The sequence below is a fragment of the Proteus sp. G4380 genome (assembly GCF_963885725.1).
GTDB lineage: Bacteria > Pseudomonadota > Gammaproteobacteria > Enterobacterales > Enterobacteriaceae > Proteus > Proteus mirabilis.
Genome location: NZ_CAWPAV010000029.1, coordinates 47,588 through 70,146 on the forward strand (window position 1 = coordinate 47,588; position 22,559 = coordinate 70,146).

Consider the following 22,559-nt stretch of genomic DNA (forward strand, 5'->3'; position numbering starts at 1 on the left):
TTAATCCAATGTCACTTCTTCTTTAGCATGGCGTTGCTGTGCTTCTTTTTTAGCTTTTACCCGAGCAATAGCAGCAGCCACAGCAGCTTTACGTGGATCGGTTTCCACCTCAGCATCAGCCGGAGTTTCAGCAGGTGTGTCTATTTCTGCAGTTGCTTGCGCTTGTTGAGCTTTTTTAGCTTTTACCCGAGCAATAGCAGCGGCCACAGCAGCTTTGCGCGGATCGGTTTCCACCTCTGCTGGAGTTTCAGCCAGTGTGTCTATTTCTGCAGTTGCTTGCGCTTGTTGAGCTTTTTTAGCTTTGACCCGAGCAATAGCAGCAGCCACAGCGGCTTTGCGCGGATCGGTTTCCACCTCAGCCTGAGTTTCAGCAGGTATGTCTACTTTTGCAGTTGCCTGTGCTTGTTGAGATTTTTTAGCTTTTACCCGAGCAATAGCAGCAGCCACAGCTGCTTTACGTGGATCGGTTTCCACCTCTGCCGGAGTTTCAGCCGGTGTGTCTACTTTTGCAGTTGCCTGTGCTTGTTGAGCCTTCTTAGCTTTTACCCGAGCCAATGCTGCGGCTACAGCAGCTTTGCGCGGATCGGTTTCCACCTCTGCCGGAGTTTCAGCAGGAGTGTCTACTTTTGCAGTTGCTTGCGCTTGTTGAGCTTTCTTAGCTTTTACACGAGCTAATGCTGCCGCTACAGCGGCTTTGCGCGGATCACTTTCTGCATCGGCGGTGGTATGGGTATTTTGTGGTACCTGTTGTGCCAATTTAGCAGCTTGTTTTGCTCGGGCTTCTTCTTTACGTTTTTTGCGTGCAGCAATAGCCGCTGCGTTGTCAGGTTGTTCTCCTGCTTTAACAGCAATAATTTTGCCAATGCTATGTTTTTCTTTTACACGAGAAAGTGCAGATTGCACTTCATTTTGTTGGTGATCATCAAGCTTAACTGCAGCACGTTGATGTCTTGCCTCACGTTCAAGCTTTTCTCGTTCCATACGGATTTTTTTCGCTTCAAAGCGAGCCTTAGCTTCAGCCGCTCGCTTAGCTTCCGCATCAATTTCTCGTATTTCTGCTTTTTCTTGGCGGTAATATTGCACTAATGGAATATTACTAGGGCAGACAAAAGCACAAGCCCCGCACTCAATGCAGTCAAATAAATTATGTTGTTGCGCTTTCTCATGCTCTTTCCCTTTACTAAACCAGTAAAGTTGTTGTGGTAGTAAACCACTAGGGCAGGCGTCAACACATTGACCACAACGGATACAGGCTTCTTCAATATTATCTGTATCCATCTCTTCTGGAGAGGGAATTAATAAGCAGTTAGTAATTTTTATAACGGGGGCATTTAAGTCAGGTAAGGTGAAGCCCATTAAAGGCCCCCCCATAATGACCATCTGCTCAGAGCCAGCAACAAAGCCTGCTTGTTTTATAAGTGCATAAATAGGAGTACCTAAACGTGCCCAAAAGTTACCTGGGGTTTTAGCCCCTTGTCCAGTTACGGTGACGACACGTTCAATTAAAGGTTCATCATCGATAATGGCACGTTTAATTGCCACTACCGTCCCCACATTTTGCATTAATACGCCAATATCAGAGGAGCGACCGCCAGAAGGAACTTCTTTGCCCGTTAATATTTTGGTTAACTGTTTAGCGCCTCCAGATGGATATTTGGTAGGGATCACCCGAATAAAAATACGTTTTTCATTTGTGAGTGCTGCTAATGCTTGTTTTAAGGCGGCAATAGCTTCAGGTTTGTTATCTTCAATACCAATCAGCACTTCATCCGGTGACAGTATATGCATTAATATCTGACAACCCGCAATAACTTCATCTGCGTGCTCTTGCATAAGTCTGTCATCAGCTGTGATATAAGGCTCACATTCAGCGGCATTTATGATGAGCGTTTTAACTAAATCACCACCACCTTTTAATTTTGTGGCTGTTGGAAAACCCGCTCCCCCTAATCCAGCAATGCCTGCTTCATGAATACGGGTAAGCAATACCTCTTTACTTTGTGATTGATAGTCAACTAGTGGTGATTTTTCTCGCCATTCGTCTTTACCATCAGAGACAATTTTCACTGCAATTTCAGGTAGACCAGAAGGGTGAGTGCTTGGAAATGGCTCTATTGCCGTGACCGTACCTGATATAGAAGCATGAACAGGTAATGTTCTTCCTACACCACGAGTTAAGGCTTGGCCTTTTAAAACATGATCACCCACTTTAACGCAAAGTTGCCCAGGAGTACCTAAGTGTTGATGAATAGGGATGGTAACCTCATCCGGTAACTGGGCTATACGCATAGGCGTGCGACTTGATTGTAATTTCATTTCGGGAGGATGAATGCCGCCTTTAAAATCCCAAATTTTATCTTTTTTAAATAACGAAAAGAGATTAAACATGAGCGTTATCCTCCGTCTTTAATGACGGTTCATCTTCGGGTGTTTCTTCTGGCTCTGCAGGAATATTTCTTACAGGGATAGTATTTAAATCCCATTTCCAATTAGAGGTCGTCATTTTCACAGGAACTAAAGTAATACAGTCTGTTGGACAAGGTGGAACACATAAATCACACCCTGTGCAGAGATCTTCTATTATGGTGTGCATTGCACGAGTAGCGCCGACGATGGCATCCACTGGGCATGCTTGAATACATTTTGTGCACCCGATGCAGTTGTCTTCATCAATTAAAGCCACTTTTCTCACCGGATTTAATGCTTCTTCATCACCGTCAAGTGGTTGTGGATCAACCCCCATCAGTTCGGCAATTTTTAACATAACCTGTTCACCACCCGGTGCACAACGGTTAATCATTTCTCCATTATTAGCTACCGCTTCTGCATAAGGGCGGCAACCAGGATGACCACACTGACCACACTGACTCTGTGGTAATATGGCATCAATTTTTTCCACAATAGGATCTTCTTCTACTTTAAAGCGACGAGCGGAATAACCTAAAATCAGGCCGAATAGAAGCCCTAGTACACCCAGTACACCAATTGCTATCCATAAAGAATTCATTACAGTTTCACCAAACCACTAAAACCCATAAAGGCAAGAGACATTAAACCCGCAGTAATTAAGCCAATAGAAGAGCCTTTGAAAGGAGCAGGAATATTGGCGACAGCCAGTCTTTCTCTAATGGCTGCAAATAACACCATAACTAAGGAGAATCCTACCGCAGCACCAAAACCATATACTGCTGATTGCATAAAGGTATGTGATTGATTGATATTCAGTAATGCGACCCCTAATACGGCACAGTTGGTGGTAATTAAAGGTAAGAAAATCCCCAATAGACGATATAACGTTGGACTCGTCTTTCTTACGACCATTTCTGTAAATTGCACCACAACAGCAATCACTAAAATAAAGCTGAGTGTACGTAAATAGAGTAAGTCTAAGGGAACTAAAATAAAGGTATCCATTAGCCAAGAGCTAATAGAGGCAATCGTCATGACAAACGTTGTCGCAAACCCCATTCCTATCGCGGTTTCTAATTTTTTTGATACACCCATAAATGGGCATAAACCGAGGAATTTGACGAGTACAAAGTTATTCACCAAGACGGTACCAACGAATAAAAGCAAGTAATCAGTCATTGCTATGCCAAAATTGTTAAAAAATGGAGAAAAAGCCTCATAAAATAAAGAGGCTAAACGGGCGAGTATAATATCAAGCTGAAATGTATGAAGTTATCGATCTTGTGTGAAAGTTTCACGGACACGCTTAGCATATTTGATATAAGGCACAAAGCAGACAGTTGCCATAACGGCCCATAATAGTGACTTAACCGCGGTTTGATCATCAACAGGGGCAAAACCGAAACTTTTTATCGCCAACAATAAGTTAATTAATAACCAAATAATAAATAAACGAGGAAAATTTTTAGCGCGGTAAAAGAACTGTCTTAATAAATAAGCGGTAAATGCAAACATCGCCCATGTTGTTAACACGGAAAGATACCAGCTTGATACCACATGAAAAGGTAGCTGGTGGATAATCGAAAAATCTGAAAAATATCGTATTAAATATAAAACAGACATTGAACCTAAGCCCACTATCGACAACAGCAAATAAGCCAAAGGGGCAAGTAACCAACCCGTAATAGGGGCTTTAGGGGATTGCTCGGGCAAAACGTTTGTCTGAGGTTTTAATTTCATTAATCAAAGATCCTACTATTATACTAAGTTCTAAACGAGATATTATCACAAACTTTGTTATTATTTATTTAGCTGTAGAAGTGAAAGTCATTTTTCATTTATAGAATAAAAAGATAAAAGCGGGATAGGGTTATGACAAAAAATTTAAACGTGGGGATTATAGGCTATGGTTATGCAAGTAAAACCTTTCATGCTCCCCTGATCTGTACCACTGAGGGGTTAACACTGTCAGCCATTTCAAGCTCTGATGAAAGTAAAGTTATCGCTGATTTTCCTAATATTACGGTGTATGCCAACCCACAACGACTGATTGATGATCCAGACATCGATTTAATTGTTATTCCAACACCTAATAACACTCACTATACCTACGCCTCACAAGCCTTAAAAAACGGTAAACATGTTGTTGTCGATAAACCTTTTACTTTGACACTCGATGAAGCAGAAAAATTGGCACAACAAGCGAAAGAAGCTAAGAGATTACTCTCAGTTTTTCATAATCGTCGTTGGGATGCCGGTTTTCTTACCGTTCAAAAATTACTCGCCGATAAAACATTAGGTGAAGTCAGTGCCTATGAAGCGCATTTCGATCGTTTTAGACCCGCTGTGCGCCAACGTTGGCGTGAAGATGCCGGACTTGGTGGAGGACTTTGGTACGATCTGGCCCCTCATTTACTAGACCAAGCGGTATGTCTTTTTGGTCAACCTTATGCAATCACTGCTGATATTGCTCAGTTGCGCCCTAATGCTAAAAATGCTGACTACTTTCATACACTATTAGACTATGGTCATCTGAAAGTTATTTTACATGCCTCTATGTTGGTTGCTTCACCTACGCCTATTTTTGCTATTCATGGGACCAAAGGCAGTTATGTAAAATATGGTTTAGATACCCAAGAAGATGCATTAAAAGCGGGTTATCTTCCGACTGAAATGTATAACTGGGGGGCTGATCCTCAAGAGGGTGAATTAACATTATCGACAGAGAGTGGTGAATTAGTAACAACAAAGTTACCGACTCTATCAGGTAATTATCCCGCTTATTATCAGCAAATTTATCGTGCGATTGCATTTGGTGAAGAGAGTCCTGTTACTGTGTCACAGGCCATTAATGTTATGCGTTTAATTGAAGCCGGGAGCCTTTCAAATCAATCAAAAACCACAATTAAGCTGTAAACATTAGGGAGTGACGAAAACCATGTCTTGGTGGCAAAAGCTAAAAATTGACTCTTTTTTAATGATTATGATCTTGGTGGTCATACTCGCAACATTATTACCTGCGCAAGGTGAGATAAAAGTCATCTTTCAACATCTCACTACGGCTGCGATCGCCTTATTGTTTTTTTTGCATGGGGCAAAGCTTTCTAGAGAAGCGATATTGTCAGGACTTGGTCATTGGCGCTTACATTTAGTGGTTTTTGCCAGTACTTTTGTTTTATTCCCATTACTAGGGTTGGGACTACAGTTTATGGTACCTGACTGGATGTCACCTACCGTTTATATGGGATTTTTATATCTTTGTGCTTTACCTGCGACAGTACAATCCGCTATTGCCTTTACTTCTGTTGCCGGTGGTAATGTAGCCGCGGCAATCTGTAGTGCATCAGCATCAAGCATTTTAGGGGTATTTTTATCCCCTGTGCTGGTGGGTTTTTTAATGGAAACACAAGGCTCTGCTGAGCATTTTGATACTGCGGGGGCGATACAATCTATTTTATTACAACTGATGGTGCCTTTTATTATCGGTCATTTATCTCGTCCATTAATTGGCCGTTGGGTTGATAATCATAAGATGTTAGTGAATAGAACCGATCGCTCTTCTATTTTGCTGGTGGTTTATGTTGCATTTAGTGAAGCCGTCGTTGAAGGTATTTGGCATAAAATTGACGGTTGGTCGTTATTGACTATCACCATTGTCAGTTGTGTATTACTGGCTATTGTACTTGTTATTAATATTTATAGTGCAAGATGGCTTGGCTTTAATAAAGCTGATGAAATCACGATTGTATTTTGTGGCTCGAAAAAGAGCTTGGCGAATGGGGTTCCCATGGCAAATGTACTATTTCCCGCAGCAACGGTGGGGATCATGCTATTACCGCTGATGCTATTTCATCAAATTCAATTAATGGTTTGTGCCATATTAGCTCAGCGTTATGCCAATCAAGCTAAAAAACACCATCAGTAGTCACTGTAAAAATAGAGCAAAAGATAAAAATACCGCCTTAGCAATAAGGCGGTATTTTTTCGTTAATATTAACCTAAACTCACTTTTTTAATTAATGCATCACGTTCAGCTTGGCTAATAAAAGCCATAGTAAGACCATTAATTTGTGCTTGGCGAATTTGTGCTGCAGTTAAACCTGCCGCTGGAGCAGCAACAGTATACTCATGTTTTAACTCAATACCTTCCACGGCCGGATCGTCAGTATTGAGCGAGGCGATAATACCGTGCTCTAAAAACTTCTTAAGAGGATGTTGTGCTAAAGAGGCAATAGTACTGGTTTGAATATTTGAGGTTAAGCAAGATTCAATACCAATTTGGTGATCTGCGAGATAATCCATCAAACGGGGATCTTCAATGGCTTTAACACCGTGACCAATACGACTTGCTCCTAATTCTTTAATCGCGTGCCAAATACTTTCAGCACCAGCTGCTTCACCTGCATGAACGGTGATCTTCCAGCCTGTATCACGAGCACGATTAAAGTGAGGCTGGAATAAATGCCCAGGGAAACCTAATTCATCGCCAGCTAAATCAAGTGCGGTGATTTTATCTTGATGTTTTAATAGACCATTTAATTCTTGCTGGCAGGCATTTTCACCAAAAGTACGGCTTAAGATGCCGATTAAACGGATCTCAACATCATAAGTGTGTAAGGCACTTTGTACACCATCAATAATTGCTTCAACAACACCTTCAATCGGTAATTGATGCTTCATGGCCATATAGTAAGGTGAAAAGCGTAATTCTGCGTAATCAATACCTGCATTAGCAACATCGACGACGTTCTCATAAGCAACACGGCGACAAGCGTCTAAATCGGCGAGTACAGCAACGCCCCAATCTAACTTTTGTAAGAAGCTCACTAAGCTAGGCTCATTTTTAGTTATCTGCACATGTGGGCGCAATGTTTCTAGCTCATAGGCAGGTAGGGCAATATTATGTTGTTGTGCTAAATCTAAAATTGTTTCCGGACGGATATTTCCATCTAAATGGCGGTGCAAATCGGTTAAAGGCAACTGTGTGTCAATCACGTGTTATTTTCCTTTTTAATAATAATAATGAAAATCCACTTGTTATGGTGACTTTCTTTTGAGGGGAATAAAGTAATAAATTGCCTATTATTATGAATGATTTTCAATTGATTCACTATAAATTAAACTAAAGTTGTTTATTTTTAATACATAAAGAGGCGTTTTTTTTGTATTTTTCGATGATAAAAATTATTTTTAAATTAATACTGTACATTTATTATCTTTATTTTTCAGTATAGTTGATGCTTCTTATCAACTTGGCTGAAAATGTAATTTTTCCTTTAAAAACAAACATATCATAGTTTTTGATATAAGCTATCAGATATACTGATAGGTGTTAGTAAGAATTAAGAATGTCTATTAGCGGAAGGGCTGATTATCTAATTATAAATAAAGTGATTGTTTTATTAATTATTGTTAATAATATTGGGATATTAAAAAATAACAAATCTATTATATTTAATAAGGAAGTGAACAAACAAAATAAAATCATAATATATTCTTGCTAGAAAAAGGCTAATCACTTTATTTTTAATATTGCATATATTGGAGCGAGAATATGAATGGAAAATCAAATAATAGTTTAATAAATAATGATAGTAATAAACAAATAGCTAAACCAATAATTCCGCCACCATCTGCTAACCCTACTTTAAGTTCACAAATGGAGACAGGAGATGGCAATGTTGCTTTAGATTTAGTTGTGGTAATAGATACAAGTGGCTCAATGGCTGATGAATCTTCTGATTTAAGTCAACAAATAGATGATGCTGTTCAAAAGGCATTAGGACGTTGCCCATCAAGTTTAAGAGTCACTTTTTTAGGAATAGAAGGTACGTGGGATAATACTAAGTTCGATCGCTCAGTGACTGACTATTTAATGACACAAGGTGTATCTGCTCACAAACTACAAGCAAGAGCGCCATTTAAAGAGGCTGATGGACGAGATCATGCTGGAAATAAAGAAGATTTATGCCGAGCCGTCATTGATGTGTGTAAATATTTCGATTGGCGAGATGGCGCTCGTCGTGCAATTTTTGTCTTAGGTGATGAAGGTATGGAAGGTGGCGGAGGTGTATTAACACAAGCCGCTGTGCTTAAAAACAATGAGGCAATAGTGGTTGCTAGAAGCGAAAAAGTAAAAGTATATACTTATCAGGGAACGCCTAATGATGATCCCTCTAATGTGGATCGCTTTCCTACTATTGCTGATAGAGATAACATCACGAAAGAGTATGTGCGCTTAGCGCAGATGACGGGAGGACGCTCTTATATATACACAACAGGTATCGCTAATTTTTCTTTAGTTCTGCAAGAAATTCTATGTGACAGTTTAACATTACCTAAACTTCCTGATCTGAATAAAGATAATTCAACGTGTCGTCATGTTTGTGAAGAGCTCTCTACTATTATATCAACAGTTAATACCCTTGCAGAAATAATGCATAAAGCGATTGATTCATGTTGTAAAGATGATTGGGGCACACGCGAAGTGTTTAAGCCCAATTGTGATTGTTAATAACAATAAAAAGCCCCTTATCATAAGAATGGTGATAGGGGGCTTTATTGATTAGTGACTGTATGTTATCAGTGACTAAAATTAATTGTTTTCAGCAGGTGCTGCAGGGATCTCAACTTGTGGCTCTTCTATTGCATCATTTTGATCTGGCTCTTCTGAATATTCAGGATAATCAGAGTCATCATAATCATAAGAAGAAGCACCCGCACCAAATAACATCGCCGCTAAACCTAACATTTGAGGGGCTTGTGTTACTTCCATAAACTCATCAAAGCTGTAAGTTTTACCGTTCATAGTAAATTTATCAGCAGCATAGTTCAGGTTTAAAGACAGTTTATTACCGTCTTGTGATAACAGCATCAATGGCAGAGCATCTTTCTCGTCTTGAGAAATTTGATTGATATTTTGCTGTAATTCAGTTTTTAACTGTGCCATGTCGTTAGCGGTTGTTTTCTGAATTTCAGCTTTATCTTCGTCTGTTAAGCCTTTTTCAGAATAACGCATAACATCAAGGTATTGTGTGGTACTACGGAACTCCGTTAGCATTGGTACAGAAAGATCGATATTAAAATCGATATTATTGAACAATTCATTAAACAGAACTGAAGGCGCCTTGTCTTCTTTTTTCAGTGCATCAGCATTGAACGCATTTAAATCTAACTTAAAGTTTAGCTTGCTTGCGCCACTGCTATTGGTAAGTGATGCTTCATCGATACGGAATACTAAACCTTTTTCCAAAACATCACGTACAGCTTGCTCAATCATCGCTGAATTATCGTATTTATTTTGATTCCAAGGTAAGAAGGTGCTGTTATAAACTTTTGTTAATAGCAACATCGCATCTGGATCTGCTTTATCAATTGAGTAAGCAAATTTACCCGCACCAAAATCAAAACCACCAACATTAAGAGATTTAAAACTATAATCTTGAGTGATAAAGAATAATTTATCTTTAATTTGGCTCTTAGTAGCAAGAGAAGTATCTTTTAAAGTGAAATTAGATGACTTATCTTGGCTCGTAAAGGTAATATCGCCAAAGTTCAGTGTTTGTGTATCAAATAGATATTGATCGTCTTTAACTTTAGTTCCTTCGACAGAGCCTGCAATATTTTTCAGCGTAAAGGTTTCATCATTACCTTTCTTAACAATGACTTCATCACCTTTTACTGCTGTTGAGATGTTTGTTGCATTTTTATCGGAAGAAAAATCAATCTGAAACGCAGATGTTGTTAACTGGCTACCATCTTTGCTGTAATTAATAGGATTTATGTTAACTTTACCTGATACACTGCCATCAAACGATAAAGAAGAGTGCATATCAATAAATGATGGCTCTTTGGTCAACTTAAATAGATCTTTAGTGGTCTCATTATTCACTAAAGTATTATTCATTGCTGCTAACTTAGGAGCTAGATTAAATTGAGCAATATCAGAAAGAGGGAATGGCCCATGGTCAATATCCGTCTTAAAGAGCACTTCTTCTACTTTTTTATCTTCATCTGATTTGGCATGCTCTGAAATCACAACCGCAAGATCAGCAGTAGAAGTAAAGACGCCTTTCTTATAGTCACGAATTTCAAGTTTAATATCCGCACCTAATTGGCTTTCTTTAGCAAGTTGCGCTAATTGAACGTTAGTGCGTTTGGTTTCTTCCTGTAAGCGGCTTTCAATTTTACTGCCCATGTACCATGATGCACCGGTCCAAACAACACCTAGTGCAACAATAACACCAACAGCGACAAGCGATTTCTTCATAATTCTAGTCCATCCTCTGTGTATGCTTCGTAGCATACGTTCTTAAGATTGTTTTGCTACCCTTAAACAATCCAACAAATTGGTTTTGGTTATCAATACTCTGAATATGAATATAGATAATTAGCGTATATTAATTGCTATCTATATTCTCTGTAAATATAGATTTAGTGAAATAAGAACGCAATCAGAACTTACTTAGTTATAAGCTAACACAATGAGTTTAAAGAGAAATAATTATAGATAACTTAAATAAGGCAATTAAAGATAAAAATGTCGTTTTTTGGTCTTTTTTGGATTAAAAGTATATTTATTTAAGCCATATTTGTATTTATGATACAGAATAAAAGCTTGTAATTAATATGGTTATAAATAGAGAGCAAAAACACCAATATTATCGTGAGCCAACCTCATTTAATCAGAAAAATCAACCAATTTCATTCTGTTATAAATTTCATAAGCTCGCTTTAGCTCTCATATTTATTATTCTATTTATGGCATGATAGCTGTATCCGAGTTATTTACTAGAAAGTAATTCGGAACTAATCAATTATTCTGTGTACTTAAGGAGATTGAAATGGCAGCCACTCGCATTGAAAAAGACTCAATGGGACAAATCGAAGTACCAGCTGACCAGTTATGGGGAGCTCAAACGCAGCGTTCTCTAGAACACTTCCGTATTTCAGTAGAAAAAATGCCTGTTGCACTGATCCACGCGCTTGCTTTAACCAAAAAAGCCGCCGCCGGTGTCAATATGGATCTCGGGTTATTACCTAAAGAACGTGCAGATGCAATTATTGCTGCTGCTGATGAAGTGCTGGCAGGTAAACACCCAACTGAATTCCCATTAGCAATCTGGCAGACCGGTTCTGGCACTCAATCAAATATGAATATGAATGAAGTGTTAGCTAACCGTGGTAGTGAGATACTAGGTGGTATCCGTGGCATGGAACGCAAAATTCATCCGAATGATGATGTTAACAAAAGTCAAAGTTCAAATGATGTGTTCCCAACGGCCATGCATGTCGCTGCTGTTATCGCATTACGTCAGGATTTACTGCCGGAATTAAAATCATTACTGAAAGTATTTAAAGAGAAAGCAGAAGCTTTCCATGATATCGTCAAGATTGGTCGTACTCACCTGCAAGATGCGACACCACTTACATTAGGTCAAGAAATCTCCGGTTGGGCGGCGATGCTTGAGCATAATATCAAACATATCGAAGATTCAGTTCCTCATGTGTGTGAGCTTGCGTTGGGCGGAACGGCGGTTGGTACAGGATTAAATACACATCCTGAGTACGCAGTTCGCGTTGCTAAACGTATCGCTGAATTATCAGGTCAGCCATTTGTCACGGCTCCTAACAAATTTGAAGCATTAGCAACCTGTGATGCACTGGTTCATTCTCATGGTGCGTTAAAAGGTTTAGCTGCCTCATTAATGAAAATAGCTAATGATGTACGTTGGTTAGCATCTGGCCCTCGCTGCGGTATTGGCGAAATTTCTATTCCAGAAAATGAGCCAGGTAGCTCCATTATGCCAGGTAAAGTGAACCCAACTCAGTGTGAAGCGTTGACCATGCTGTGCGCTCAAGTTATGGGGAATGATGTTGCTATCAATATCGGTGGTGCTTCAGGTAACTTTGAACTGAACGTATATCGCCCAATGATTATTGATAACTTCCTACAATCAGTGCGTTTATTGGCTGATGGTATGCGTAGCTTTAACGAGCATTGTGCTATTGGTATTGAACCAAACCGTGAGCGTATTAATAAATTATTGCATGAGTCTTTAATGCTGGTTACGGCATTAAATACCCATATCGGTTATGACAAAGCTGCAGAGATCGCGAAGAAAGCTCATAAAGAGGGCTTAACGCTGAAAGAATCTGCACTGAAACTGAACTACCTGACAGCAGAAGAATTTGATAGCTGGGTACGTCCAGAAGATATGGTTGGTAGTATGAAAAAATAAGCAATTATACGCTTATTTTATCTAGTACAATATTGGATCCCGCTATCCCAGATAGCGGGATTTTTTTTCTATTGCTTATTTTTCAAGATATAAATGTAAGCGTGGAATAAGTAATTGTAACTTTTTGGCTTTAGGGCGATGGCGAATTTGAATATTATTCACATCATAATCAGCTAATTCACCTATTATGGGCTTAAAATCCGACGCTTTATCAATATAGAAAGCTAATAATGGTAGGGGACAAGCATATTGTACCTGTTTTTGTTGCTCCGAATACCAAACTCTGGCAATAGGTTGGACTTTCACTGGACGCTTAATTTTTAATTTGGCATTTTCCGGGAGTTGTGAAAGGGTCATTATCTCTTTATCGATACGTTCAGCCCATTGTTCACTAGTATAAGGAGGTACGGCGCGATTGGCTTCTCGACTTTTTTCTAGCTGAGCTAACACATCATTACGAGTTAAGTTTTTTATAATGTTTTTATTGGCCCAGCCAAAACGTACTGTATCAGGATCAGAAAGTAGGGTGAGGGTGCGATAAGCATTAAGTGTAATTAAGCCTTTTAGCTGATTATGGACAAAATCAAAACGTTCTTCTTTCGAAATACCAGACTCTTTCGTCACAATATCTGAAAGCTGTTTTTTTAATGAATTAATGCTCTCTACTTGTGTTTTTACATTCTTAAATACAGGATTGCTGACACTAAAACAGAGTACCCCCGGTAAACGTATCGCACGCTTGCTACTGACATGTGGGGCATTATCATAGATAAAGAGATTGGTCATTAATTTTAAAGAGAGTTCTAAAGCATCAAGATCATAACTAGGTGACACTGTAACATTTGTTATCTCATCATGTTCATCTTCTTTACTTACCTCAGGTAATTCAAAAACCGCAGAAGGAAGTTGCTTTAACTGACGAAGAAAATCGGTAAGAGCATTGATTTCTGTTTCAAGTTGTTGAAAACAGAGATTAAATCGCTGTATTGCATCATATTTGCTCATCTCTATAACCTTATTTAGTTACAACATACAATTAGCCGTTATTAAAAACAATACATAAACTTCAGTGGAATGTATATCGTCTAGTAGGGTGAAAATTAAAAAATTACGCTATACTGTTTATTTATACAGTATAGCGATAAAAGGGCACTTTGTTGATGATATTTTTCTTAAATATCGTTATATGCGGTTTTTTTAAGCTAGCTTGGTTTTATTTTTAATCTTCTTCAGGAGGGTAATGAAAAGCTGTATATTCGTCTACACAATCTGGCTTAGTCGGTGGACAGTTGTCTACTGTGGCAACAGATATAGATGCAAATAATAGTGTTGCTAGTATTATTGGTAATTTTATTAAAGTCATGGTTGTTGTCCTTTTCAAAATAGAGACTCCATACTAAAAAAAGCAAAGTAAAGTCACAATTTTCTTTATTATCAATAGGTTTTTATAAATTAACAGACAGAAAATTATGACTTTTTATTGTGCTATTCGATTAAGGCGCAGTGCGATTAATAGTGCGGTTAACATTAAAAAAGCAATAAACAAACCAACACCAAGCCAACCAAAATTGACCCAGAAGATCCCACCTAGTGTTCCCGCAATACTCGAGCCTGCATAATAGGTAAATAGATAAAGGGAAGAGGCCTGCGCACGTCCTCGTTTAGCTCGACGTCCAACCCAACTACTTGCTACCGCATGGGCAGCAAAAAAACCTGTAGTTAAAATAAGCATACCTATAAAAATAATTGCTAGAGAGTCGAATAGTGTAATTAATATACCCGCTAGCATCATAGAAACACCGGCAATAAACACTTTACCTAATCCATATTTATTGGTTAATAAGCCTGCTTTCGATGCGCTATAAGTTCCACTCAAATAAACAATTGAAATTAAACCAACGGTTGTTTGAGTTAATGAATAAGGTGCATCTAATAGGCGATAACCAATATAATTAAATAAGGTTACAAATCCTCCCATTAACAAGCCACCTTCAATAAAAAGAAGAGGGAGTCCTTTATCTCTAAAATGCAATTTAGTTGTGATAAGAAGATTACGTGGTTTTAAGGTTGCTGGCCTAAAATGTTGTGATGTCGGCAATATTCGCCAAAAAATGATAGCAGCAACAAGGGCAAAAATACCTAAAATAATCACAGACACACGCCAAGAGTAATAATCACTCAAAACACCAGTAATAACACGGCCACTCATACCACCAATAGAGTTACCGCTAATATAAAGCCCCATCGATAAGGCTAGATAAGCAGGATGGATCTCTTCGCTAAGGTAGGTCATCGCAACGGCTGCAACACCACTAAGTGATAGTCCTACGAGTGCTCGTGTAATTAAAATCCCCGTCCAGCTATTCATCATGGTACTTAATAGTGTGAAAAAAGCCGCACAAAATAGCGCAATAACCATCACATTTTTTCGACCAAACGCATCAGAAAGAGGCCCTGTAATCAATAGACCACAAGCCATAAGACCTGTAGAAAGCGATAAAGCAAGACTACTGGTTGCAGGGGTGACTGAAAATTCTTTTGATAGGATAGGTAAGATAGGTTGCACAAAGTAGAGTAATGCAAAAGTGGCTAAACCAACCATAAAAAATGACACTGTCACTTTTATATAAAGCGCGTCATCACGCTGGATATAGTGTTTCGGACTGTTTGGTTTAGAAGTGGTGTTGATAGAAACATCTTCTTTTAGGGCCATGTTTTTACTGCTTATTTCATGAGTGTCCATAAAAAGTGGCTATCCAATACTTAAATTTGATTTATATCAATGTTAGAAACATTTGATTTTTTTGTCTAATATATTAATCATTAGCAATAAGACTTTTAAAGTATCAATAGGCATTTACATCAACGAATAATACAAATTATGAATATAGAACTTCGCCATTTACGTTATTTTATTGCTGTTGCTGAAGAATTACATTTTGGTAAGGCAGCTGAGAGATTAAATATTTCCCAACCTCCTTTAAGTCAGCAAATACAAGCCTTAGAAAGTGAGATAGGGGCTCGTTTACTCGAAAGAACCAATCGTTCTGTTTCGTTAACCCCGGCAGGACAAATGTTTTTAAAAGGATCCTATCAAATTATGGCACAAGTTAAGGCGGTAGCGACACGAGCATCAAGAATGGAAAAAGGAGAATTAGGTGAAATTTCAATTGGTTTTACCTCAACAACACCTTTTATGCATTTGGTTACGTTAAGTTTGCGTCAATTTAGGGAAAATTATCCTGAAGTCGGTATTCATATGCATCAAATGAATACTAAACAGCAAATATCACCATTATTAACTGGCCACATCGATTTGGGAATTATGCGTAATACGGTGTTACCTGATAATTTGCACCACCAGCTCCTATTTCGTGAACCTTTTATTTTGGCAGTTTATGAAGGGCATCCTTTACTTGAATACAAAGAAACAGGCGTAAATATTCAAGATATTGGGCAATATCCTTTTGTATTTTTTGAGCGAGATGTAGGAACGGCGCTTTATGATGAAATTATTCAATTGCTTAGCCTTGCGGGAATTACACCAACGATAGCACAGGAAGCCGGAGAGGCGATGACCATCTTGGGGCTTGTCGCTGCCGGATTAGGGATTTCTATTGTGACAAAATCATTTACCCGCATGAAAGTTGATGGTGTGCATTATCTGCATTTTGCTAATTCGAATGCTTTCTCTGAAGTATGGTTAGTTTCTCATAACAAACGAACGATCCCCGCTGCGGCCAATAGGTTGACTCAATTATTGCTAAAAAATATCTTAGAAGATCAAAAATCTTGATTTATATGTGCTTTCCATCACGATTTTTATGTAATTATTGTACAATTATCACAAACTGACGACATAATCGAAAAATAATTATTTAGAGCTTCGAATTAATTACGGCTTTTTTATTAAGGATAAGATGAAATGGGGATCCCGCCTAGCCATATTGATCATGTAAAACAATTTAATCTTGGCACTGTTTTTCGATTAATTGATGAACATGGTCCTATTTCTCGCATCTCATTATCTAAAAAAGCAACACTTGCGCCTGCCAGTATTACTAAAATTACGCGAGAATTAGTTGAAGCACACCTTATTCATGAAACAGAATTTCCTGGGTTAGGATTTCGAGGACGGCCGGCTGTTGGTTTAAAGTTAGAGAGCAAAGGGTGGCAATTTTTATGTATTCGAGTAAATAATGGTAGCCTACTTTTTAGTTTAAGAGAGCTTGATAATCAATTAGTTGTTGAAGATACCTTCGACTTTCCTAAACAAAATAGTGATGCTTTTTTGCATCATTTCCTTGCTGCAATAGATACATTCTTTCAACGTTATCAATCAAGAGTAGAGCGCCTTACTGCAATTAGTATTACCATGAATGCAATTGTTGATCCGATTAGTGGCGTTATTTATAGCTCTCCTTACTATGCTATCCAAGATATCCCGCTGGCTGATAAAATTCAGGAAAAAACAGGTGTTGCTGTTTTCTTACAACACAGTGTAACGGCTTGGACGATGGCTGAATCACTCTATGGTGCAGCCAAAAATAACACCGATATTCTGCAAATTGTTATTGATGATATTGTCGGTGCAGGGGTTGTGACTAATGGAAAGACATTACATTCAAACAGCCATAGTGCCGTCGAAATAGGGCATACAAAAGTTATTGATTCACAGACGCAATGTTATTGTGGTGCAAAAGGGTGTTTAGAAACGGAAATATCGATCCCTCAGTTAATTAAAAAAGCACAGCACTTGGCGCAAGAAAATCCCACCTCAATACTTAATCAATATCCGATTACGGTAGAAACGCTATGTGATGCTGTATTAATTGGTGATAAACAAGCATTAGACATCATTAATTTAGTGGCGCAACGACTTGGTTTTATTTTAGCCGTGATGGTCAATATTTTTAATCCTCAAAAAATATTAATAGGTTCACCTCTGTGTAGAGCAAAATCTGCACTTTTCCCCCTGATCCTTAGTAGTATCCAACACCATGTATTACCTAGATACGCCCATAACTTGGTTATTGAAGAAACAGAATTGCGCAATAAAGGCACATTGCCAGCGGCATCACTAGTAAAAGAAGCCTTATATAATGGCTCATTATTACTTGAGTTAATGCAAGGCTAATAATAATACAATAAAGTATAATTAAAGTATTATGCATAGAGAAGTAGGCCAATTGATCACTTACATTACCCTATTTTTACTCAATTAACTAAAAAATTGAGCTAACTCAAGCCACCATAAACAGTGTTACCCTAAACTCTAATCTCTGTCATTTTTCGTAAACCTGATTTATCTGTCATAACGGAAGTAAATTATATGTTAACACGCTTGTTTGTTACGGGGACAGATACCAACATAGGTAAAACTGTTGTCACCCGAGCACTTCTTCAGTCAATAAATCGTGGCGGGACAACAGCAGTGGGCTTTAAGCCTATCGCAACCGAATTACATGAAACGGTTGAGGGTAATCGTAATCGTGATGCTCAGATTATTCATAATTCCTCACCTATTGACGCTCGCTACGACGAAATTAACCCTATTTTGCTAGAAAATTGTTATGTAAGTGAAAATGCAATAGACTTCCATCAAATTTCAAGTGAACTAAATAATTTGGGCCAAAAAGCTGAATGCGTTGTTATCGAGGGAAATGGTGGTTGGCGCTATTTACTTGATGATAATACTTTTTATTCAGACTGGGTGGCTAAAGAAAAAATTCCTGTTGTTCTAGTGGTTGGGATCCAACCTGGTTGTGTCAATCACTCAATTCTAACCGCGCAATCTATTATTAATGATGGTTTAGAATTAGTTGGTTGGGTGGCTAATAGAATTAATCCTGGGTTACCGCACTATGCAAAAATTGTAGAAAGGTTATCTCAACATATTCCAGCCCCATTGATTGGTGAAATCCCGTATTTATTACGCCCTGAAGAACGTGATCTCTCTTGTTATCTTGACTTAAGTCAGTTAGAAATCGCTCAACCCGCTTAGTTAAGGTCAATCAAAGAGAATAACAATAAGTTATTTCTATTCAATAACTTATTTTCTATTAATATTTAGTTTTACTTATTACTTATCAACGCCTAATGGGTTAACTCATTGGGTGTTTTTTTATTTAACAATGAATACTAAATATTAATAGCCTAATCGCTATTTAGGTTAAAAAAGAAAAGGGCACACAAAGTACCCTTTTTAGCTATTAATTCTATTAAATCAGTGATTAATGGCGAGTATAAATGATTTTTTTGGAATCATTTTCACAAGTACCTACAACTTTACCTTCGGTCTGTGCAACTTGATCATTTTCAACCACTGTTAGGGTAAAGTTAGCCGCAGGAACACCATTATTTTCAATTTTTTGTTGAATATCTTGAACGACTTCATCACATCCAGCATTTGCGGCTAAAGGTGCAAATGCGAACAATGTAGCCAGTACTGCAAATAGATATTTTTTCATAACATTTCTCTCCTTGCTTGATTTTTAAAACATCATTGTTTTATTTATATTAAGGGTTAATTGGGCGACCAGTATTACTGTCTAAACAGCGACGTGTTTCTGGCTCCCAGTAAGCATAGATATTGGCGCTTTTTAAACAAGCATCACGCTCATCAATAGCTTTATCTATTTTATTAAACTCAGTTTTTTCGCGTTGGTTGATTTTATTACGGAGATCGCGTTTTTGATCCCAATCTTCTTTCATTTGTCGAGCTTGCTCTTTATCTAAAACATTATCATAGCCATTGCCATTAATGGTTACATTTGTTGAAGCTGCAACAGAAGAAAAAGAAGACACGGATAAACCAAGAAATAGTGAAAATAGCAGAGTCCTTGTTGCTTGTTTCTTAGTTAACGTATTTATCATAATGGCTATCCTCTAAAATTATGTAGCACTGAACAATGACTATTTTATATCAACAAGTATATATGATCCCTTAACAAAAAATGAGTTTTCAGTGCGTTTAATTTTGTCGGTGCACACTTAATCCGGCAAAAGATTGACTGACGGGCATCATCTCAAGCGTATTAATATTAACATGTGCAGGCAATGTTGCCGTCCAAAAAACCGCCTGTGCAACATCTTCAGGAGTAAGCGCATCTGCTCCTGCATAAGTTTGTTCTACTTTATCGGTATCACCTTTAAAGCGTACTAATGAGAACTCAGTTCCCCCCACAAGACCGGGTTCAATATCAGTAACACGTATTTTTTTACCTTGAAGATCGGCACGTAAGCCTAGGCTAAATTGCTTAACAAAGGCTTTGGTTGCACCATACACATTTCCCCCCATATAAGGCCAAGAAGCCGCTGTTGAGCTGATATTAATAATATGCCCGACATTACGTTCAACCATTGAGGGTAGTAATGCACGAGTGACATGCACTAAACCTTTATTATTAGTTTCGATCATAGTATCCCAATCATCAAGATTGGCTTTATCAGCGGTACTTAACCCTAAAGCGAGTCCTGCATTATTGACTAATACATCAATTGAGCGCCATTGTTCTGGCAATTGATGATAAATTTCACTGACTGCTTTTTTATCGGTGACATCTAATTGTAAAGGATAGAATAGATCGCCCAGTTCTTGATGAAGAGCTTGCAGTTTATCAAGACGTCTCGCGGTACCAATAACTTTGTGTCCATGGTTAATAAAGTGACGAGCAATAGCTTCTCCAAAACCTGCTGAAGCACCGGTGATAAATATAATCATTTACTTATCCTCATTGTTTTAATCTTTGAAAGTAAAAAGCGAACGTTAACAAGAGTCAAGTTGAAAAATGCAGCTTTGAGATAAATCAGGGGAAAGATAAGGTTCTTTGCCAATGTAAAAGATTTTTAACTTTAATCATCACTGAGTTATACGTTTTTCACTACTGATCAAAGTGGGTTGAAAGGGGGTTTTTATTTCGTGTCACAGTAGAGAAGGTTTAATACAGAGGTGTCATAAAAAAGCTAGGGCAAAACAAATAGGCTTAATAAAAACATGGTTACAACAATAATCACGACGCCTATAACGGCAATGGTAAGTGTGGGAGATAAAAGAAAGCAAAAATAACAGAGTACAAAAGTCACCGCGATATGGAGCAGATCGCTAAACTGATGATAAAGCCAAATAATCAAATTTTTAATTTTCAATAGAGCCGTTCTTACCATCATTTACTCGTAACTATGATTACTATATAGGTCATTGCTCGAATCTGAGCTTATAAAAATTTATAAGCTCAGTTTAGCATAGTAAATAACGGTAATAGTTATTTTTTGCCAACTTGATGGCCAATAACACCACCTAATACACCGCCGCCAATGGTTCCTAATGGACTACCATCTGTTAAAATTGCACCACCTATAGCACCAGCACCGGCACCAATTGCTGTATTACGATCGCGTTTTGTCATGCTTGAACAACCCGCAAGTGAAAAAAGCAGAACAGAAGCGACACACATTGTTCCAATTTTCTTAAACGTGATATTCATTTTTATAAGCTCCAGTATAAAGAACATTATAAAGTTACTGCTATCATAATCGTACTGGCATCAGAATATTCGGGAAGAATAGGGTGCAATACTCCTAAAATGCGTATTAAAAAGCATTAAAAAAGTAATAATAACTAACTATCTGATTAAGTTAGTTAATAAAATGAGCATTGTATTACAAAATGAGAGATATTAAGAATAGGCTTAAAATAACTTACAGATTCTAAGCCTATTAAATCTAATGGATCAGATGGGTAGTTAGCGTTTTTTGTTGATCCAGTAATTATGCTTATCGCGTAATTCTTCTTCTGTATATTTTATCGCTTCACTATCAGAAATTTTACGATGTGCATTATATGATTGATAAATTTTTGCTTCCCAAGTCAGTATTTTTGGTAAACATTGTTCAAATACAGCATCTGAATTGTAAGTACATTTATGGGTTATTTTTGACGCGAGATCTTTGTCTGCTGAGGTAAATTGGCTATATGCTTTATTTTCATTCATAAAGCTAACCTCTTCTTTGGTAAATTCGCTTCTTCTTTGATTATCACCAAGTTGTACAATATAAGCACCAATTAGACCAATAACACTACTCAATAACCATTGTTTCCATATTTTTCTTAAAGTAAAAGGCGTTTGAGTCCTAACGCATTTAATAAGATATAGTATTAAATAAATAGCAAAATACAGTGTTGCTAAAGCGATGATTGAACTACCGATAATAATTTTTGTATTTAAATATTCCATTGGTCCTCTATTTGTACAGGTGTTTTATAAAAATATGTTTATAATGGAGGGGAGTATAAATGAAAAACAATAGGTCACCAATAGAATAAATAATTAATATTATTTAACATTATTCCATTAATAAATAAAGGGTTTTATAAGAGCGAGAAATCAAATGAGAATTGAATGTTATAGTTGGTCAGATGTTAGTGAACAAATTCTGCAGCAAGCAATAGCCTTACAGAATTCAGCTTTTGAGGATATGAAGGGTAATTTTTATCAGGTTGATATACCTTACAAGTTGGTACTGGCAATTGATGATAATCAGGTTATCGGACATGTAGCTGTTTATTTACGAGATGTTTACCTAGATTCATTTCCTGAAACCATTGGTATATTGAGTTGTGTAGTGGTGGCTCACAAATACCGAGGAAAGGGCGTTGCGGCATCATTAATAAAAATGGCTCATGCTATACTGAAAGAGCATTCTGTTAATTTTTCTATTTTATTTGCTGTTTTTCATGCTTATTATCTCTCCTCTGGATATATTCCGATGAAAAATCTCACCCGTTTTATTGAGAATAATGAGAAGAAAGAATTTATATATGACGGTGGTATGGTGTGTGAATTAGGTAGTCAAAATTGGAATGTAAATATATTAGAATTAAATGGGGAAGTTGTATAATTCACAAGT

Annotated in this window: 21 protein-coding genes; 8 read left to right on the forward strand and 13 right to left on the reverse strand. The window is 37.6% G+C overall.

The genetic code is table 11. The features are described from left to right. The 4 genes from rsxC to AACU98_RS01885 all read right to left on the reverse strand — a co-directional run bounded on the left by rsxC (position 1) and on the right by AACU98_RS01885 (position 4,149). The gene (rsxC, locus tag AACU98_RS01870) at positions 1–2,388 is read right to left on the reverse strand and encodes an electron transport complex subunit RsxC (protein WP_161735413.1); all 2,388 of its coding nucleotides are present in this window, start codon (positions 2,386–2,388) and stop codon (positions 1–3) included. Continuing rightward, a complete protein-coding gene (gene rsxB / locus AACU98_RS01875) occupies positions 2,381–3,007 on the reverse strand; it encodes an electron transport complex subunit RsxB (RefSeq protein WP_004243020.1) in 627 nt (208 codons plus the stop codon). Before rsxB ends, rsxC begins: the two co-directional genes overlap by 8 nt. After that, the gene (rsxA, locus tag AACU98_RS01880) at positions 3,007–3,588 is read right to left on the reverse strand and encodes an electron transport complex subunit RsxA (protein WP_004243017.1); all 582 of its coding nucleotides are present in this window, start codon (positions 3,586–3,588) and stop codon (positions 3,007–3,009) included. Before rsxA ends, rsxB begins: the two co-directional genes overlap by 1 nt. Positions 3,589–3,681: 93 nt before the next feature. Continuing rightward, on the reverse strand, positions 3,682–4,149 hold the full coding sequence (locus AACU98_RS01885; RefSeq protein WP_161735415.1) for a DUF2569 family protein: 468 nt from the start codon (positions 4,147–4,149) through the stop codon (positions 3,682–3,684). A gap of 132 nt (positions 4,150–4,281) precedes the next feature. On the opposite strand from AACU98_RS01885, the gene AACU98_RS01890 reads away from it, so the two are divergent. Continuing rightward, the gene (locus tag AACU98_RS01890; protein ID WP_036894957.1) at positions 4,282–5,325 is read left to right on the forward strand and encodes an oxidoreductase; all 1,044 of its coding nucleotides are present in this window, start codon (positions 4,282–4,284) and stop codon (positions 5,323–5,325) included. Positions 5,326–5,347: 22 nt separating this feature from the next. Then, positions 5,348–6,334, forward strand: coding sequence for a bile acid:sodium symporter family protein (locus AACU98_RS01895; RefSeq protein WP_004243014.1), 987 nt, complete (start codon positions 5,348–5,350; stop codon positions 6,332–6,334). A 68-nt stretch (positions 6,335–6,402) separates the two neighbouring features. Here AACU98_RS01895 and add read toward each other — a convergent pair whose 3' ends face one another. Further along, positions 6,403–7,404 (reverse strand): adenosine deaminase, encoded by a 1,002-nt coding sequence (gene add / locus AACU98_RS01900; protein ID WP_161735417.1) that lies wholly within the window; start codon positions 7,402–7,404, stop codon positions 6,403–6,405. 559 nt (positions 7,405–7,963) lie between these two features. Here add and AACU98_RS01905 point away from each other — a divergent pair. Then, entirely contained in the window at positions 7,964–8,923 is a 960-nt protein-coding gene (locus AACU98_RS01905) for a hypothetical protein (RefSeq protein WP_004251131.1), read from the forward strand. Between the two features lie 81 nt (positions 8,924–9,004). On the opposite strand, the gene AACU98_RS01910 is transcribed toward AACU98_RS01905, so the two are convergent. Continuing rightward, a complete protein-coding gene (locus tag AACU98_RS01910; RefSeq protein WP_036972011.1) occupies positions 9,005–10,678 on the reverse strand; it encodes a YdgA family protein in 1,674 nt (557 codons plus the stop codon). 574 nt (positions 10,679–11,252) lie between these two features. On the opposite strand from AACU98_RS01910, the gene fumC reads away from it, so the two are divergent. Further along, positions 11,253–12,650 carry a class II fumarate hydratase gene (gene fumC / locus AACU98_RS01915; RefSeq protein ID WP_004243002.1) on the forward strand — a complete coding sequence of 466 codons (1,398 nt, stop codon included), beginning with the start codon at positions 11,253–11,255 and terminating at the stop codon, positions 12,648–12,650. 75 nt (positions 12,651–12,725) lie between these two features. Here the strand turns inward: fumC and tus are convergent, their stop codons facing one another. Further along, the gene (gene tus / locus AACU98_RS01920) at positions 12,726–13,655 is read right to left on the reverse strand and encodes a DNA replication terminus site-binding protein (protein ID WP_012367947.1); all 930 of its coding nucleotides are present in this window, start codon (positions 13,653–13,655) and stop codon (positions 12,726–12,728) included. Between the two features lie 472 nt (positions 13,656–14,127). Next, a complete protein-coding gene (locus AACU98_RS01925; RefSeq protein ID WP_161735419.1) occupies positions 14,128–15,393 on the reverse strand; it encodes an MFS transporter in 1,266 nt (421 codons plus the stop codon). Between the two features lie 138 nt (positions 15,394–15,531). Between AACU98_RS01925 and AACU98_RS01930 the strand changes: the two genes are divergently transcribed. The 3 genes from AACU98_RS01930 to bioD all read left to right on the forward strand — a co-directional run bounded on the left by AACU98_RS01930 (position 15,532) and on the right by bioD (position 18,654). After that, complete coding sequence (locus tag AACU98_RS01930) at positions 15,532–16,446, forward strand: LysR family transcriptional regulator (RefSeq protein WP_004242999.1); 915 nt, start codon at positions 15,532–15,534, stop codon at positions 16,444–16,446. Positions 16,447–16,575: 129 nt separating this feature from the next. After that, positions 16,576–17,787 (forward strand): sugar metabolism global transcriptional regulator Mlc, encoded by a 1,212-nt coding sequence (gene mlc, locus AACU98_RS01935; protein WP_004242997.1) that lies wholly within the window; start codon positions 16,576–16,578, stop codon positions 17,785–17,787. A gap of 195 nt (positions 17,788–17,982) precedes the next feature. Further along, on the forward strand, positions 17,983–18,654 hold the full coding sequence (bioD, locus tag AACU98_RS01940; RefSeq protein ID WP_004242994.1) for a dethiobiotin synthase: 672 nt from the start codon (positions 17,983–17,985) through the stop codon (positions 18,652–18,654). Between the two features lie 229 nt (positions 18,655–18,883). Here bioD and AACU98_RS01945 read toward each other — a convergent pair whose 3' ends face one another. The 5 genes from AACU98_RS01945 to AACU98_RS01965 form a co-directional block, all read right to left on the reverse strand. Beyond that, positions 18,884–19,120 carry a DUF1161 domain-containing protein gene (locus AACU98_RS01945; protein ID WP_004242993.1) on the reverse strand — a complete coding sequence of 79 codons (237 nt, stop codon included), beginning with the start codon at positions 19,118–19,120 and terminating at the stop codon, positions 18,884–18,886. Between the two features lie 49 nt (positions 19,121–19,169). After that, a complete protein-coding gene (locus tag AACU98_RS01950) occupies positions 19,170–19,526 on the reverse strand; it encodes a DUF1283 family protein (protein WP_004242992.1) in 357 nt (118 codons plus the stop codon). 97 nt (positions 19,527–19,623) lie between these two features. Next, positions 19,624–20,373 carry a bifunctional NADP-dependent 3-hydroxy acid dehydrogenase/3-hydroxypropionate dehydrogenase YdfG gene (gene ydfG / locus AACU98_RS01955; RefSeq protein WP_004242991.1) on the reverse strand — a complete coding sequence of 250 codons (750 nt, stop codon included), beginning with the start codon at positions 20,371–20,373 and terminating at the stop codon, positions 19,624–19,626. Positions 20,374–20,914: 541 nt separating this feature from the next. After that, positions 20,915–21,136, reverse strand: coding sequence for an osmotically-inducible lipoprotein OsmB (gene osmB / locus AACU98_RS01960; protein ID WP_004248092.1), 222 nt, complete (start codon positions 21,134–21,136; stop codon positions 20,915–20,917). 258 nt (positions 21,137–21,394) lie between these two features. Beyond that, positions 21,395–21,886 carry a hypothetical protein gene (locus tag AACU98_RS01965; RefSeq protein WP_004242988.1) on the reverse strand — a complete coding sequence of 164 codons (492 nt, stop codon included), beginning with the start codon at positions 21,884–21,886 and terminating at the stop codon, positions 21,395–21,397. Positions 21,887–22,040: 154 nt separating this feature from the next. On the opposite strand from AACU98_RS01965, the gene AACU98_RS01970 reads away from it, so the two are divergent. Continuing rightward, positions 22,041–22,550 (forward strand): GNAT family N-acetyltransferase, encoded by a 510-nt coding sequence (locus tag AACU98_RS01970; RefSeq protein WP_161735421.1) that lies wholly within the window; start codon positions 22,041–22,043, stop codon positions 22,548–22,550. Positions 22,551–22,559: the final 9 nt, after the last annotated feature.

Bases quoted from the DNA above. Each gene is read 5' to 3' on its own strand.
- rsxC (WP_161735413.1), bottom strand. From the start codon at position 2,388: ATGTTTAATCTCTTTTCGTTATTTAAAAAAGATAAAATTTGGGATTTT.
- rsxB (WP_004243020.1), bottom strand. From the start codon at position 3,007: ATGAATTCTTTATGGATAGCAATTGGTGTACTGGGTGTACTAGGGCTT.
- rsxA (WP_004243017.1), bottom strand. From the start codon at position 3,588: ATGACTGATTACTTGCTTTTATTCGTTGGTACCGTCTTGGTGAATAAC.
- AACU98_RS01885 (WP_161735415.1), bottom strand. From the start codon at position 4,149: ATGAAATTAAAACCTCAGACAAACGTTTTGCCCGAGCAATCCCCTAAA.
- AACU98_RS01890 (WP_036894957.1), top strand. From the start codon at position 4,282: ATGACAAAAAATTTAAACGTGGGGATTATAGGCTATGGTTATGCAAGT.
- AACU98_RS01895 (WP_004243014.1), top strand. From the start codon at position 5,348: ATGTCTTGGTGGCAAAAGCTAAAAATTGACTCTTTTTTAATGATTATG.
- AACU98_RS01905 (WP_004251131.1), top strand. From the start codon at position 7,964: ATGAATGGAAAATCAAATAATAGTTTAATAAATAATGATAGTAATAAA.
- AACU98_RS01910 (WP_036972011.1), bottom strand. From the start codon at position 10,678: ATGAAGAAATCGCTTGTCGCTGTTGGTGTTATTGTTGCACTAGGTGTT.
- fumC (WP_004243002.1), top strand. From the start codon at position 11,253: ATGGCAGCCACTCGCATTGAAAAAGACTCAATGGGACAAATCGAAGTA.
- tus (WP_012367947.1), bottom strand. From the start codon at position 13,655: ATGAGCAAATATGATGCAATACAGCGATTTAATCTCTGTTTTCAACAA.
- AACU98_RS01925 (WP_161735419.1), bottom strand. From the start codon at position 15,393: ATGGACACTCATGAAATAAGCAGTAAAAACATGGCCCTAAAAGAAGAT.
- AACU98_RS01930 (WP_004242999.1), top strand. From the start codon at position 15,532: ATGAATATAGAACTTCGCCATTTACGTTATTTTATTGCTGTTGCTGAA.
- mlc (WP_004242997.1), top strand. From the start codon at position 16,576: ATGGGGATCCCGCCTAGCCATATTGATCATGTAAAACAATTTAATCTT.
- bioD (WP_004242994.1), top strand. From the start codon at position 17,983: ATGTTAACACGCTTGTTTGTTACGGGGACAGATACCAACATAGGTAAA.
- AACU98_RS01945 (WP_004242993.1), bottom strand. From the start codon at position 19,120: ATGAAAAAATATCTATTTGCAGTACTGGCTACATTGTTCGCATTTGCA.
- AACU98_RS01950 (WP_004242992.1), bottom strand. From the start codon at position 19,526: ATGATAAATACGTTAACTAAGAAACAAGCAACAAGGACTCTGCTATTT.
- ydfG (WP_004242991.1), bottom strand. From the start codon at position 20,373: ATGATTATATTTATCACCGGTGCTTCAGCAGGTTTTGGAGAAGCTATT.
- osmB (WP_004248092.1), bottom strand. From the start codon at position 21,136: ATGAATATCACGTTTAAGAAAATTGGAACAATGTGTGTCGCTTCTGTT.
- AACU98_RS01965 (WP_004242988.1), bottom strand. From the start codon at position 21,886: ATGGAATATTTAAATACAAAAATTATTATCGGTAGTTCAATCATCGCT.
- AACU98_RS01970 (WP_161735421.1), top strand. From the start codon at position 22,041: ATGAGAATTGAATGTTATAGTTGGTCAGATGTTAGTGAACAAATTCTG.